Raw genomic sequence first — 14,097 nt, 5'->3', positions numbered from 1 at the left:
CTTGAAGAGCACGTCTTGGTTTTTACCGGTGGGGATCAGCCACGCACAGCAGGACACGGATCAGAAAATACTCAGTGGATATTCGATGATGACGCGCACTTCGTTGTTGTCCGTGGTATCGGCCCGCGCCACTTGCGCGGTGGAACGCACACTGGCCTGACGCACCCGCACCGTCAGGTCCCGCGCCTTGCCCGACTGCACGACGTAGCGCGCCTCGATGTCGCGTTCCCAGCGCTTGCCGTCATCGCCGTAGCGTCCGTAGGCGCCGTTGGGACCACCGTCGTAATGGCTGTCGTCGATATGGTCACCGCTGACGTAACGGGACATGAAGCTCAGCCCCGGCACGCCGAACGCCGCCATGTCCAGGTCATAACGCAGTTGCCATGAGCGCTCGTTGGGGGCATTGAAGTCGAGCACCTGAATCGAGTTGGCGAGGAAAATCGAAGTGCCTGGCTGTTGATCGAAACCCAGGTAATCGAACGGCTCGTTGCCATCGACTTGTTGATACGCCAGGGTCAATCGATGGGCACCGAACTTATAGCCGGTGGCCAGCGACCAGGTGGTGTTGTCGATTTTTCCGGCCAGGCTCTGACCATCATCGTTGGTGCGGTAGATGTTGAAATCCAGGTTCAGCGACTGGCCTTCACTCAGGGCAAAGGTGTAGTTGCCGTTGGCGTAGTACTGCCGCCAGATATCGGTGAACTGCGAGCCGTAGAGGCTGATGCTCAGTTGATCGCTCAGGGCATAACTACCGCCCAGATAATCGACACTGCGGGTTTCCACGCCAGCGTACAGCGCTTTCAGCGCGCCATCGGCATTGGTCGAGTTACTGTCGTTGCCGGCGGTGAAATGACCGATGTCCAGTTGCAAGGCCTTGAGTTCTTGGCTGGTCAGCTGGAAGCCCGTGGCAACACTGGTGAACAGTCGCGCATTGCCGGTGCCGAACACCGGGTTTAGCGGGGTCAGGTTGCCGTACTTGAGTTCGGTCTGCGATACCCGCGCCTTCACCGCGCCACCCGCTTCGGAGTACTCATCCTCGGGGCGACCATCGGAATCGACCGGCAGCAAACCGGTGCCGGTGCGCCCCTTGCCGCTGTCGAGTTTGAGACCCAACTGCGCGTACGCATCGACCCCGAACCCCACCGTTCCCTGGGTGTAGCCGGAGCGGTAATCGAGCATGATCCCGTGGGCCCATTCATCCCGATAATTCTGGCCGCCAGGGTTGTTGAGGTTATTGCGATAGAAAAAGAAGTTACGGTTGGTCAGGGTCAGGCTGCTGCCTTCGACGAATCCATTGTCGGCGGCGGCATAGGCCATTTGCCCGAGGCAACTGCCGATGGCGAGCGACAAGGCGGGCCAGGGGGACAGTCTCATTCTGCGTGCTCCTTATTATTGTGTTTGCACAGAACAGTTGATCGATCGCAGGCGAAGCCCTGCCGCCAGGAAACCTGGCAGCAAGACCTGGACAACGCAGGTATCAGGTGACGCTGTGGCGAACCTGGAATTGCGCTTGCGCCCAGGTTTTCTGATCGAGAATCTCGCCGAGGATCTGCACTGCATCCCAGACCTCGGTGAAGGTCGTGTACAGCGGGGTGAAACCGAAACGCATGATGCGCGGCTCGCGGTAGTCGCCGATCACGCCCCGGTCGATCAGGGCCTGGATCACTGCATAGCCTTCGGGGTGTTCGAAGCTCACGTGACTGCCACGCTTGGCGTGCTCACGCGGCGTGATCAATTTCAGTTCGTGAGCCGAGCAACGCTGCTCGACCAATTCGATGAACAAGTCCGTCAGCGCCAAAGATTTGCGGCGCAAGCTGGCCATGTCGGTCTGGGCGAACACATCCAGCCCGCACTCGACCATCGCCAGCGACGTGATCGGCTGGGTACCGCACAAGTAACGGGCGATGCCGCTGCTCGGCTCGTAACGCGACTCCATGGCGAACTGCCGCGAGTGACCGAACCACCCCGCCAGCGGCTGCGGCACCAGATCGCACAACGGCGGCGAGACCCAGACGAACGCCTGCGAACCCGGACCGCCATTGAGGTATTTGTAGGTGCAGCCGATGGCGTAGTCGGCGCCCGCCTGATGCAAGTCGACCGGCACCGCGCCAGCGGAATGCGCCAGATCCCAGATGGCCAGTGCCCCGCACTCATGGGTCAGCGCGGTCAGCGCTTGCATGTCGTGCATGTAGCCGGTCTTGTAGTTGACGTGGGTGAGCATCACCACCGCCGTGTCCTGGTCAATCGCTTGTGGCAACTCTTCAGGGCTATCAACAAGGCGCAAGGTGTAACCCTGCTGCAGCATGTCGGCCAGGCCTTCGGCGATGTACAGGTCGGTGGGGAAATTGCTGCTTTCGGTGACAATCACCCGTCGCGCTGGCGACCTTGTGGCTTGCACCCGCAGCGCGGCACTGAGCACCTTGAACAGGTTGATCGAGGTCGTGTCGGTCACCACCACTTCACCGGCACGGGCGCCGATCAACCCGGCCAGGCGATTACCCAAACGCTCGGACAAATCGCGCCAACCGGCAGTGTTCCAGCTGCGGATCAGGCCATTGCCCCACTCTTGGGCAATCACTTCCTGAGCACGCGCCAATGCCGCGACCGGGCGTGCGCCCAGGGAATTGCCATCGAGATAAATCACACCGTCGGGTAGCGCAAATTGCTGGCGTAGCGGCGCGAGAGTGTCCTGGGCATCACGCGCCAGGCAATCGTTTCTTGTTGTCATCGGGTGTCCTGTTCTTTGAAGGTCGTAGCGTTTATGCAGGCGTTGTCGGCCCCTTTTCGTGGAGAAATAATGAACGATGCCTTGGAGAATTTTCGTGCAAACTAAGCGGCTACCAGGTAGTTATTTCGCATAAAATTCGAATCCAACACCCATAAACGCGGATTTACGCCAGCCATGAATCTCGACTCGACAGACCTGCGAATCCTCCATCAATTGCAACAGGATGGTCGCATCAGCAATCAGGAACTGGCAGAGAAAGTCGCCCTGTCGCCGTCGGCCTGTCTACGAAGGTTGCGCCTGTTGGAAAGCGAGGGAATCATCAGCGGCTATCGCGCGGTGTTAAATGCCGAACGGCTGGGGATCGAACTGGAAGCCATCGTCCATGTGTCATTGCGACAGGACGTCGAGGATTGGCACGAGACATTTATCAAGAAGGTCCAGTCGTGGCCGGAAGTGGTCACCGCGTATGTGATTACGGGAGCGAGCAACTACGTGCTGCGGGTCCAGGCGCGTAATCTCAAACACTTCTCCGACTTCATCGTCAACCACTTGAACCGCACGGCGGGGGTGACTGACATCCGCTCGGAAATCGTCCTGCAGAAGATCAAGGAGCGTGAATCGCTGTTGGACCTGGTGGTGCGCAAGTAAGGAACGGATCGCTCAGAAGCCGCGCAGGCGCCGGGCTTCATTGCGCTGCAAGGTCATGCTCGGGGATTCGTCGAACAGCTTGCGGTATTCGGCGGAAAAGCGCCCCAGGTGCGTGAACCCCCAGCCCATGGCGATCGCGGAAATATTGCGTGCCGAGCCGTGCTCAAGCAGCTCCTGGCGCACGCCGTTCAAGCGGTACTTCTTCAGGTAGACCATCGGCGACAATGCGAAGTACTTCTTGAACGCTTCAAACAGCTTGAAGCGTGAAACCCCGGCAGCCGCTTCGATGTCCTCCAGGTGCAAAGCCTCGCGAGCATTGTCGTGAATGTATTGCCGCGCCCGGATCAGGTAGTGCGGTAATTTAACGCCCAGCACCTGGCGCAGCTCTTCTGAATAGTTGTTCGGCTGGGCGAGGATCAAGCCTTTGATCAGCGAACTTTCAATGTCCCGGGTGAAGGCCACTTGCTCGTAGAGTTCGCTACTGCGCTCCAGCTCAGCGATGAAATAGCGCGCCATGCGCCACCATGAAGCCGACGCGCCATCGACCGCATCCATCACCGGTTCGAAACGCAGCGGCGCATCCAGCGGTCGCTGCAGCAAGCCTTCCAGGGACTCGCTCATGGCGGCGCGGGTGATCACCACCTGGACTTTGCGGCAGTCGCCGGAAATCGCCAGCAGCTGGTTTTCATTGGGGGAAATGATCACCCCCTGATCGCGGTCGGATTTCACCACGCTGCCGTTCTTGCTCAACTCCTGTTCGCCCACCAGGGGCAGGCTCAGGCTGTAGCTGCTGAAGCGCTCGGGATCCTCGATATCGATGGTGACATCGGTGCCGTATTCGATGGTGCCCAGCGTCGTGGCCATCGACTTGAACGTGTTGGCACTGTGATGGAAGCGGATCCGCTCGGGCGTCGTGGTCACGAGCCGGTGCGGCCCGCAAATACCGGACATCCAGCTTCTTGCGGCCTCGAGGTCGTCGCTGTCGACACGAATGTCGCGACTCTGCGGATCGGTTTTGCTGTTCATCACGGTGCACCCACGGGCTATTTTCCAGCGCGCTCTGACGGCGCGTCTCAGGCGTGGAAAACGCAAGTTCCAGGCCACAAAACGCCAGCGCCAACTGAGTGGATAGCAATCCTCGACTATGTGGATAACGTAGCCGGTAAACGTGTCCCAACAGGCACTCGACGTTGCGCAAAACAGTACCTGATTGCTGCAGACAGGTGCAGCCGTTCATCGTTTGGTGCGCCTTCTGGGTAGTCGCTGCCCAGTTTGATACCGAGTGGGTGTTACCCCACAAATTTTACGGACTGCCTTCGCCCACAAACCGGATAGACCCCCACCCGCCCCACTCCCTCTAATGAGCACACCGATTAGCCCCAATAAAAAACAGGTGCACACCCATGAGTGGCGAAAAAAACGTCGAGCAGTGGAAAGCGTTTATCCAGGGCTGCCTGGACTTCCGTCCGGCAGAAGGCGTGTTCCGCATCGCCAGGGACATCTTTACCGAGCCGCAGTTGTTCGATCTGGAGATGGAACTGATCTTCGAGAAAAACTGGATCTACGCCTGCCACGAAAGCGAACTGGCCAATAACCACGACTTCGTCACGATGCGCGCCGGTCGCCAGCCGATGATCATTACCCGCGATGGCGACGGCCAGCTCAACGCATTGATCAACGCCTGCCAGCATCGCGGCACGACCCTGACCCGCGTTGGCAAGGGCAATCAGTCGACCTTCACCTGCCCGTTCCATGCCTGGTGCTACAAAAGCGACGGGCGCCTGGTGAAGGTCAAGGCGCCGGGCGAGTATCCGGAAGGCTTCGACAAGGCCACGCGCGGTCTGAAAAAGGCGCGCATCGAGAGCTACAAGGGTTTCGTGTTCATCAGCCTCGACGTACACGCCGACAACAGCCTCGAAGACTTCCTCGGCGATGCCAAGGTGTTCTTCGACATGATGGTCGCCCAATCGCCAACCGGTGAGCTGGAAGTGTTGCCCGGCAAGTCGGCCTACACCTACGACGGCAACTGGAAACTGCAGAACGAGAACGGCCTCGACGGCTATCACGTCAGCACGGTCCACTATAACTACGTGGCCACGGTGCAGCATCGCCAGCAGGTCAACAGCGAGAACGGCACCAGCAGCGCCAGCACCCTGGACTACAGCAAGCTCGGTGCTGGCGACGCCAACACCGATGACGGCTGGTTCGCGTTCAACAATGGCCACAGCGTGCTCTTCAGCGACATGCCGAACCCGTCCGTGCGTTCCGGCTACGCGACCATCATGCCGCGCCTGATCGAAGAACACGGCCAGGAAAAGGCTGAATGGATGATGCATCGCCTGCGCAACCTGAACATCTACCCGAGCCTGTTTTTCCTCGATCAGATCAGCTCGCAACTGCGCATCATCCGGCCGGTGGCCTGGAACAAGACCGAGATCATCAGCCAGTGCCTGGGGGTGAAAAACGAGTCGGACGCCGACCGCGAAAACCGCATTCGCCAGTTCGAGGATTTCTTCAACGTGTCGGGCCTGGGTACACCCGACGACCTGGTGGAATTCCGTGAAGCCCAGCGCGGTTTCCAGGCTCGCCTGGAGCGCTGGAGCGATATTTCCCGCGGCAGTCACCGCTGGGCCACCGGGGCCACGCCCAACAGCGAGTCGATCGGCATCGCCCCGGCCATGACCGGCACCGAGTTCACCCACGAAGGGCTCTACGTCAACCAGCACAGCAACTGGCAGAAATTCCTGCTCGATGGCCTGGACGCGAAATCCCTGAAACTCCGTGAGGTGTAATGATGAATGCGCAATTGCAGTACCAGATCGAACAGTTTTTCTACCGCAAATCCGAACTGTGCGATGCCCAGGACTGGGACGCCTACATCAAGCTGTTCGACGAGCAAAGTGAGTTCCACCTGCCGCAATGGGACTCGGAACACGTCTACACCCGCGACCCCAAGCGCGAGATGTCGCTGATCTACTACCCCAACCGTTCAGGCCTGGAAGACCGTGTGTTCCGCCTGCGCACGGGCAAGTCCGCCTCCTCGACACCGATGCCGCGCACCTTGCACCTGATCAACAACGTGCGGATCAGTGAACTGGAAAACGGTGAATTGGAGGTGCGCCTGAACTGGCACACGCTGTTCTATCGCCTGGCCACCTCCGAGCAGTTCTATGGACGCGCAACCTACCGGCTCAAGCCCCACGCCGACAGTTGGCTGATCAGCCGCAAGCATGTGCTCTTGCTCAACGACACCATCAACTCGGTACTGGACTTCTACCACCTCTGAATCCAAGGAGATCGAGGCATGAATCACAAAGTGGCGTTCAGCTTTGCCGACGGCAAGACCCTGTTCTTTCCCGTACAACCCAACGAAATCCTGCTCGACGCCGCCCTGCGCAACGGCATCAATATTCCTCTGGATTGCCGCGAAGGCGTCTGCGGTACGTGCCAGGGTCGCTGCGAATCGGGTGACTACAGCCAGGATTATGTGGACGAGGAGGCGCTCTCGAGCCTGGACCTGCAGCAGCGCAAGATGCTCACCTGCCAGACCCGGGTGAAGTCCGATGCGGCGTTTTATTTCGACTTCGCTTCCAGCCTGTGCAATGCCTCGGGCCCGGAACAACTGAGCGCAACGGTGACGGACGTCAGGCAAATTTCGGCCAGCACCGCGATCCTGCACCTGGATCTCGGTACGACAAACCCACTGGATTTTCTGCCGGGGCAATACGCCCGGCTGTTGATTCCGGGGACTGAAAGCAAGCGCTCCTACTCGTTTGCCAATCGGCCGAGTGAGCACAATCAACTGCAGTTCCTGATTCGCCTGCTACCCGACGGCGTGATGAGCAACTACATCCGGGAACGCTGCCGGGTGGGCGACGAAATCATGCTCGAGGCACCGCTGGGTGCGTTCTATCTGCGGCATGTGGCCAAACCACTGATCCTGGTGGCGGGCGGAACCGGGCTGTCGGCACTGCTGGGCATGCTCGACGACCTCGCCGAGCGCGGTTGCACGCAGCCGGTGCACCTGTACTACGGCGTGCGCGACGCTGCCGACCTGTGCGAACGGGCACGGATCGAGGCTTATGCCGAACGCCTTGCGGGGTTTCGCTACACCGAAGTGGTCAGCGATCCATCGCCACAGTGGACAGGTAAGCGCGGCTACATTGCCGAGCATTTCGACCTCAGTGAACTGCGCGACGCGCCGGTCGACATGTACGTCTGCGGGCCGCCGCCGATGGTCGAATCGATCAAAGACTGGTTGCAGGCCCAGGCGCTGGACAGCGTTCACCTGTATTACGAAAAGTTCACCGAGAGTAATATCTGATCTTTCAAACCAGGCCTGACAACAATAACCAGAAGGGAACGAGATGGCGGATGAAATCTTGCAACAGGGAACGCTCAAGCGAGGGTTGAAAAATCGACATATTCAACTGATCGCCCTGGGCGGGGCGATTGGTACCGGGCTGTTCCTCGGCTCTGCAGGGGTACTCAAGTCGGCCGGCCCGTCGATGATCCTCGGTTATGCGATTGCCGGATTCATCGCCTTCCTGATCATGCGCCAGTTGGGCGAGATGATTGTCGAGGAGCCGGTAGCCGGTTCGTTCAGTCACTTCGCCCACAAATACTGGAACGGTTTTGCCGGTTTCCTTTCGGGCTGGAATTACTGGGTGCTGTACGTGCTGGTGGGCATGGCCGAGCTGACGGCCGTGGGCAAGTACGTGCAGTTCTGGTGGCCGGAAATCCCGACCTGGGTCAGCGCCGCGGTGTTCTTCGTCCTGGTCAACCTGATCAACACGATGAACGTCAAAGTCTTCGGCGAGATGGAGTTCTGGTTCGCGATCATCAAGGTCGTGGCCATCATCGGCATGATCGTCCTGGGCTGCTACATGCTGTTCAGCGGCACCGGTGGCCCACAGGCATCGGTCAGTAACCTGTGGAGCCACGGCGGTTTCTTCCCCAACGGCACCACCGGCCTGCTGATGTCGATGGCGTTCATCATGTTCTCCTTCGGTGGCCTGGAACTCGTCGGCATCACGGCCGCTGAAGCCAGCGAACCGAGGAAGGTGATTCCCAAGGCGATCAACCAGGTGGTTTATCGCGTGTTGATCTTCTACGTCGGCGCACTCACCGTGCTGCTGTCGTTGTACCCTTGGGATCAACTGCTGCAGACCCTTGGCGCGTCCGGCGATGCCTACAGCGGCAGCCCGTTCGTCCAGATCTTCTCGTTGATCGGCAGCGATACCGCCGCGCACATCCTCAACTTCGTGGTGCTCACCGCGGCGCTCTCGGTCTACAACAGCGGCGTTTATTGCAACAGCCGCATGCTCTACGGCCTGGCCGAACAGGGCGATGCACCGAAATCGCTGATGAAACTGAACAAACAGGGCGTGCCACTGCGGGCGCTGGGCATCTCGGCGCTGATCACCATGCTCTCCGTGCTGGTCAACTACCTGGCGCCCCATGAGGCGCTGGAATTGCTGTTCGCCCTGGTAGTCGCCTCGTTGATGATCAACTGGACGCTGATCAGCCTGACCCACCTGAAGTTTCGCAAAATCATGGGCCAGCAAGGCATCGTGCCGAGCTTCAAGTCGTTCTGGTTTCCTTACAGCAACTACCTGTGCCTGGCGTTCATGGCCATGATCATCTGTGTGATGTGGATGATCCCGGGCATACGCGCGTCTGTCATTGCTATCCCGGTGTGGGTGTTGATCATCTACGGGTTCTACCGGATGCGTGTGGCGCGGGATCGCAGCTTGCCTGTCGCGCAATAATCCTTAGCCCAACAAAAAGCCCCGGCATTCAATGAATGCCGGGGCTTTTTCATGCGCGTCCCCTGTAGGAGCGAGCCTGCTCGCGATGAACCTGAGAGCGTCGCGGGGTGTCAGGTTTCCCGCGTTATCGTTGGCCTCGATCGCGAGCATGCTCGCTCCTACAGGGATGTAAACGTCAGATCACAGGGTCGAACGCACCCGCCACAACTCCGGGAACAGCACGGTATCGAGCATCTTGCGCAGGTAACCCACCCCTTCGGTGCCGCCAGTGCCTGGTTGAAAGCCAATGATCCGCTCGACCGTGGTGACATGGCGGAAGCGCCACTGGCGGAACGAGTCTTCGAGATCGATGAATTTCTCGGCCAGTTGGTAGAGATCCCAATAACGCGACGGATCCTTGTAGACCACACGCCACGCCGCTTCGACCGAGGCGTCATGTTGCGTCGGGCTCGTCGGGTCGCGCTCGAAACGCTGAGGATCAATCGCAAGGCCAGCGCTGGCCATCAAGCGAATAGCTTCGTCATACAGCGAGGGTGTGGCGATGGCTTTTTCGAGTTCCTGCAGCAACTCCGGGCGATGGGCGTGGGGGCGCAAAAGCGTCGCGCTCTTGTTGCCCAGGATGAATTCGATTTCACGGTACTGAAACGACTGGAAGCCCGACGACTGTCCCAGGAAAGGCCGGATCGCGTGGTACTCGGTAGGTGTCATGGTGGCCAGTACTGTCCACGCATGCACCAGCTGATCAAAGATCCGCGAAACCCGCGCCAGCATCTTGAAGGCCGGCGGTAACTCTCCCAGCCGCACGTGTTCGCGGGCAGCCTTGAGCTCGTGCAGCATCAGCTTCATCCACAGCTCAGAGGTCTGGTGCTGGATGATGAACAGCATCTCGTTATGGTCCGGCGACAAGGGGTGCTGGGCACTGAGAATACGCCCCAGGTCCAGGTAGTCGCCGTAGCTCATGGAGTCGGAAAAATTCAGCTCGGCGTTATGCCATTCCTCTGTCTGACTGGCAGGCGAATACGGACATTGGCTCATTGAGCAGGCTCCTCATGTGGCGTGGAATTCAGTGGACGCAAGATAGCCCTGACCGGGCTGGCGTCGAGGTTGGCAAAGCGCAGCGGCAGCGCGATCAACTCGTAATCCCCTTCCGGTACGTCATCTAGCACGATGCCTTCGAGAATGGCCATGCCGTGACGCGCCACGGCGTTGTGCGAATCCATGGTCTTGGATTGCTGCGGGTCCAGCGATGGCGTATCGATGCCGATCAGGCGCACGCCGAGACTGGCGAGCAGGTCGACGGTGTCTTTGGCGACCGCCGTGAATTCGGGGTCCCAGGTGGCCAGCGGCGCGTGTTGATAGGTCCGCAGCAGGACGCGTTCGGGCAAATTGTCCAAACGACCTTGCAGTTGTCCGGGTTGCACCAGTGCGCCGCTGCCAAGGCAATGCAGCACCCGGCAAGGCCCGATATACACATCGAGGGACACGTCGCCGATGGCCGCGCCGTCCTCGCTGTAGTGCAATGGCGCGTCGACATGGGCGCCGGTGTGCGGCGACAGCGTGATGCGCCCGACATTCACCGGGCATTCAGGCCCCAGTGTCCAGACGCGTTCTTCCTGAAACGGCGTATCTCCCGGCCAGGTCGGTGTTGCGGTACTCAAGGGCGGGCTGATGTCCCACCACGACATTGTTTTTTTCATTGCACAGCTCTCGGCCTTTTCCGAAGTGAATGATACGAGCGATACCTGTGCATGTTCTTGCAAAAAGATTCGAAAAAGCCTGGGGCTTTCGCACAAACTGCCAGATATCGGCGGTTTATCGAGTGGAAATTTCAATGGGCTTGCAGGCGCTTTCAGCCGTCAAGCGGGTGAGGGTCGCTGCGTTTCTGGATACCTCGATGTCGAGTACAGACAACTGATCCCCCGGCAGGCCCTATAGGGTGCGTCTTCAGCTCTCCCCCAACGCCGGAGTCATCATGACCGCACCGATTACCGTTCTTCGCGACACCCATCCGCTGCCCGTACTCGACGCCTGCAAATGGGAAAAACTCGAAGGCGACCCGCACACCGTCAACCTCAACGCCTACACCAGCGAAGATGGCAGCAAGATCATGGGCACCTGGATCTGCACGCCAGGCAAGTGGTACGTGGAATATGTGAAGTGGGAATACTGCGACTTCCGCGAGGGGTACTGCATCATCACCCCGGAAGGAAAAGAGCCGATCCACCTGCGCGCCGGAGACATTTTCGTCATTGAGCCGGGGATGAAAGGCACCTGGGAAGTGGTGGAAACCGTGCGCAAGTACTTCGTGTTTGCCTGATGCAAAAAAACCGGGAAATCACCCGACGTGATTTCCCGGTCAATGTCGATGCGCACATGCAATACCTGTAGGAGTGAGCATGCTCGCGATGGACTCAAGAGCGCCGCGTGAACCCAGGAAACACGCGTCATCGTTAACGACCATCGCGAGCAGGCTCGCTCCCACAGGTTTTATTGCGGCTTGCGATAACTGTTGATGATCGCCGAGAAGTCACTGCCGCCTTCCCCACGCAAACTCATCGCCTGATACAACTGCTGCGCCACCGCGCCCAGTACCACCGGCTGGTGCGCCTGACGGGCCGCTTCCGTTGCCAGTCCCAGATCCTTGAGCATCAGCTCGGCGCCGAAGCCACCGGTATAGCCGCGCGAGGCTGGTGCCGTTTCAACGATGCCCGGCCATGGGTTGTACATCTCCGAACTCCAGCAACGTCCGGTGGAGCTGTTGATGATGCCCGCCAGCACCTTGGTGTCGATGCCCAAGGCATCGCCCAGGGCCATGGCTTCACTGACGCCAACCATGGAAATGCCCAGCAGCAGGTTGTTGCAAATCTTGGCAATTTGTCCGGTGCCCACTTCGCCGCAATGGACGATGTTGCGGCCCATCTGCGCCAGCACCGGTTGCAGGGTCGCGAAGAGTTCCGGGGTCGCACCGACCATGAACGTCAACGTCCCCGCCGCGGCGCCCCCGGTGCCACCGGAGACCGGCGCATCGGCCATGGCCACGCCCTGCTTGGCAGCGGCGGCGGCCACGTCACGGGCGGTCTGCGGATCGATGGTGCTGCAATCCACGGCTGGCACACCCTTGCCGATACCGGCGAGCACACCGTCTTCGCCCAGCCAGACGCTGCGTACATGCACGGCAGCGGGCAGCATGGTGATGACCAGTTCGGCACCTTGCGCCGCCTCACGGGCCGAAGCGCTGATGGTGCCGCCCAGTTGTTCAAGCTCCGCCAGCACGGCCTTGTTCAGGTCGACCAGGCGCAGTGAATGGCCGGCCTTGATCAGGTTGCGCGCCATCGGCGCGCCCATGTTGCCGAGACCGATAAAAGCAATGTTCATGTCCGGCTCCTTAACGCAGGTTGATGGTGGTGTTCACACCGTCGTTGACGCTGTCGTCATCGAACCAGCGGCTGGTGACGGTCTTGGTCTGAGTGTAGAACTGCACCACTTGCTTGCCATACGGGCCAAGGTCGCCAAGCTTGGAGCCACGGGAACCGGTGAAGCTGAAGAATGGGACCGGTACCGGAATCGGGATGTTGATGCCGACCTGGCCGACGTCGATTTCGCTCTGGAACTTGCGCGCCGCCGCACCGGACTGGGTGAACAGGCCCGTGCCGTTGCCGAACGGGTTGGCGTTGACCAGGGCAATCGCCTCGTCGAGCGTATTGACTTCCAGCACCACCAACACCGGACCGAAGATTTCCTGGGTGTAGATCTGCATGTCGGGGGTCACACCGGAGAACAGGGTCGGGCCGACGAAGTTGCCCTTCTCGTAACCAGGAACCGTGATGTCGCGACCATCGAGCTCGAGTTTCGCGCCTTCCTTGATGCCGCTTTCGATCAGCTCGAGAATTCGCGCCTTGGCCTTTTTCGAAATCACCGGGCCGACGTCGGTGCCCGGCTCGCTGCCGGCATTGACCTTGAGTTTCTGCGCCAGTGCTTTCAAGTCAGGCAGCCATTGCTTGGCCGCACCGACCAGCACCACCACCGAAGTCGCCATGCACCGCTGACCGGCCGCGCCGAAACCGGCGCCCACCAGCGCATTCAGCGCCTGTTCGCGATTGGCATCGGGCAGCACCACGGCGTGGTTCTTCGCGCCCATCATCGATTGCACGCGTTTGCCATGCTTGCCGGCCAAGTCATAGACGTGGGTGCCGACCGCCGTCGAGCCCACGAAGGAAACGGCCTTGATGTCTTTATGGGTGCACAGCGCATCCACCACGTCCTTGCCGCCGTGCACGACGTTGAGCACGCCGGCCGGAATCCCGGCCTCGATAGCCAGTTCCACCAGCAGCATGGTCGACATCGGATCCTGTTCGGACGGCTTGAGCACGAAGGTGTTGCCGCAGGCGATGGCCATCGGGAACATCCACAGCGGAATCATCGCCGGGAAATTGAACGGTGTGATACCGGCGCAAACGCCGATTGGTTGACGCAGGGTGTAGGTGTCCACGCCACCCGCCACGTTTTCAGCGAACTCGCCCATTTGCAGGCTGCCGATGGAGCACGCGTGCTCGACCACTTCCAGGCCACGGAAAATATCACCTTCAGCGTCGGCAATGGTCTTGCCCTGCTCGGCGCTGAGGACTGCCGCGATGCGCTTGGAATGTTCGCGGATCAACGCCTGCAGTTTGAGCATGATGCGCATCCGCGCGCCGATCGGCGTCAGCTTCCAGGTCTGGAAGGCGCGGTGGGCGGCACTGATGGCGGCGTCGACTTCTTCAGCTGTGGCAAACGGCACCTTGGCCAGCACTTGCTGGGTTGCCGGGTTGATGATGTCGTGCCACTCGGTGGACTGCGATTCGACCCACTGGCCGTCGATCAACAGTTTGACCTTTTGCACGGTGGTCTCGTCAGGCGTAAGCGAAGCGTTCATGTGGGGTCTCCGAATCTTTGTTTTTATTTCAGGAGCCA

At 59.9% G+C, this 14,097-nt stretch carries 13 protein-coding genes; 6 read left to right on the top strand and 7 right to left on the bottom strand.

Going from position 1 to position 14,097, the window contains the following annotated elements; genetic code table 11:
- Positions 1-60: 60 nt before the first annotated feature.
- Positions 61-1,374 carry an OprD family porin gene (locus AC3WWR_RS04720; protein ID WP_432668977.1) on the bottom strand — a complete coding sequence of 438 codons (1,314 nt, stop codon included), beginning with the start codon at positions 1,372-1,374 and terminating at the stop codon, positions 61-63.
- Between the two features lie 103 nt (positions 1,375-1,477).
- Positions 1,478-2,728 carry a kynureninase gene (kynU, locus tag AC3WWR_RS04715; protein ID WP_033043613.1) on the bottom strand — a complete coding sequence of 417 codons (1,251 nt, stop codon included), beginning with the start codon at positions 2,726-2,728 and terminating at the stop codon, positions 1,478-1,480.
- 174 nt (positions 2,729-2,902) lie between these two features.
- Here kynU and AC3WWR_RS04710 point away from each other — a divergent pair, with 174 nt between their 5' ends.
- Positions 2,903-3,376: an Lrp/AsnC family transcriptional regulator gene (locus AC3WWR_RS04710; protein WP_020796471.1), complete on the top strand. Its 474-nt coding sequence runs from the start codon at positions 2,903-2,905 to the stop codon at positions 3,374-3,376.
- A 12-nt stretch (positions 3,377-3,388) separates the two neighbouring features.
- Here AC3WWR_RS04710 and AC3WWR_RS04705 read toward each other — a convergent pair whose 3' ends face one another.
- Positions 3,389-4,402: an AraC family transcriptional regulator gene (locus AC3WWR_RS04705; RefSeq protein ID WP_020796470.1), complete on the bottom strand. Its 1,014-nt coding sequence runs from the start codon at positions 4,400-4,402 to the stop codon at positions 3,389-3,391.
- Positions 4,403-4,779: 377 nt separating this feature from the next.
- On the opposite strand from AC3WWR_RS04705, the gene antA reads away from it, so the two are divergent.
- Genes antA through AC3WWR_RS04685 form a run of 4 tightly spaced genes read left to right on the top strand, consistent with a single transcriptional unit; the run spans position 4,780 to position 9,147 of the window.
- Positions 4,780-6,168 (top strand): anthranilate 1,2-dioxygenase large subunit, encoded by a 1,389-nt coding sequence (gene antA, locus AC3WWR_RS04700; protein WP_020796469.1) that lies wholly within the window; start codon positions 4,780-4,782, stop codon positions 6,166-6,168.
- A 2-nt stretch (positions 6,169-6,170) separates the two neighbouring features.
- Positions 6,171-6,662 carry an anthranilate 1,2-dioxygenase small subunit gene (gene antB, locus AC3WWR_RS04695; RefSeq protein WP_151140448.1) on the top strand — a complete coding sequence of 164 codons (492 nt, stop codon included), beginning with the start codon at positions 6,171-6,173 and terminating at the stop codon, positions 6,660-6,662.
- Positions 6,663-6,680: 18 nt separating this feature from the next.
- A complete protein-coding gene (gene antC, locus AC3WWR_RS04690; protein WP_020796467.1) occupies positions 6,681-7,700 on the top strand; it encodes an anthranilate 1,2-dioxygenase electron transfer component AntC in 1,020 nt (339 codons plus the stop codon).
- A 43-nt stretch (positions 7,701-7,743) separates the two neighbouring features.
- On the top strand, positions 7,744-9,147 hold the full coding sequence (locus AC3WWR_RS04685) for an amino acid permease (protein ID WP_020796466.1): 1,404 nt from the start codon (positions 7,744-7,746) through the stop codon (positions 9,145-9,147).
- 180 nt (positions 9,148-9,327) lie between these two features.
- Here AC3WWR_RS04685 and kynA read toward each other — a convergent pair whose 3' ends face one another.
- Together kynA and kynB are read right to left on the bottom strand one after the other, a co-directional pair.
- Positions 9,328-10,182 carry a tryptophan 2,3-dioxygenase gene (gene kynA / locus AC3WWR_RS04680; RefSeq protein ID WP_020796464.1) on the bottom strand — a complete coding sequence of 285 codons (855 nt, stop codon included), beginning with the start codon at positions 10,180-10,182 and terminating at the stop codon, positions 9,328-9,330.
- A complete protein-coding gene (gene kynB, locus AC3WWR_RS04675; protein WP_020796463.1) occupies positions 10,179-10,844 on the bottom strand; it encodes an arylformamidase in 666 nt (221 codons plus the stop codon). Before kynB ends, kynA begins: the two co-directional genes overlap by 4 nt.
- A 275-nt stretch (positions 10,845-11,119) precedes the next feature.
- Here kynB and AC3WWR_RS04670 point away from each other — a divergent pair, with 275 nt between their 5' ends.
- Positions 11,120-11,464 carry a cupin domain-containing protein gene (locus AC3WWR_RS04670; protein ID WP_007946320.1) on the top strand — a complete coding sequence of 115 codons (345 nt, stop codon included), beginning with the start codon at positions 11,120-11,122 and terminating at the stop codon, positions 11,462-11,464.
- Between the two features lie 170 nt (positions 11,465-11,634).
- Here the strand turns inward: AC3WWR_RS04670 and mmsB are convergent, their stop codons facing one another.
- Both mmsB and AC3WWR_RS04660 read right to left on the bottom strand, forming a co-directional pair.
- A complete protein-coding gene (mmsB, locus tag AC3WWR_RS04665) occupies positions 11,635-12,522 on the bottom strand; it encodes a 3-hydroxyisobutyrate dehydrogenase (RefSeq protein WP_020796462.1) in 888 nt (295 codons plus the stop codon).
- A 10-nt stretch (positions 12,523-12,532) separates the two neighbouring features.
- Complete coding sequence (locus AC3WWR_RS04660) at positions 12,533-14,059, bottom strand: CoA-acylating methylmalonate-semialdehyde dehydrogenase (protein WP_020796461.1); 1,527 nt, start codon at positions 14,057-14,059, stop codon at positions 12,533-12,535.
- Positions 14,060-14,097: the final 38 nt, after the last annotated feature.

Source organism: Pseudomonas sp. EB271-G4-1 (genome assembly GCF_058791355.1).
The sequence above is the reverse complement of the archived record's forward strand: the minus strand, read 5'-3'. Positions and strand labels throughout refer to the sequence as shown.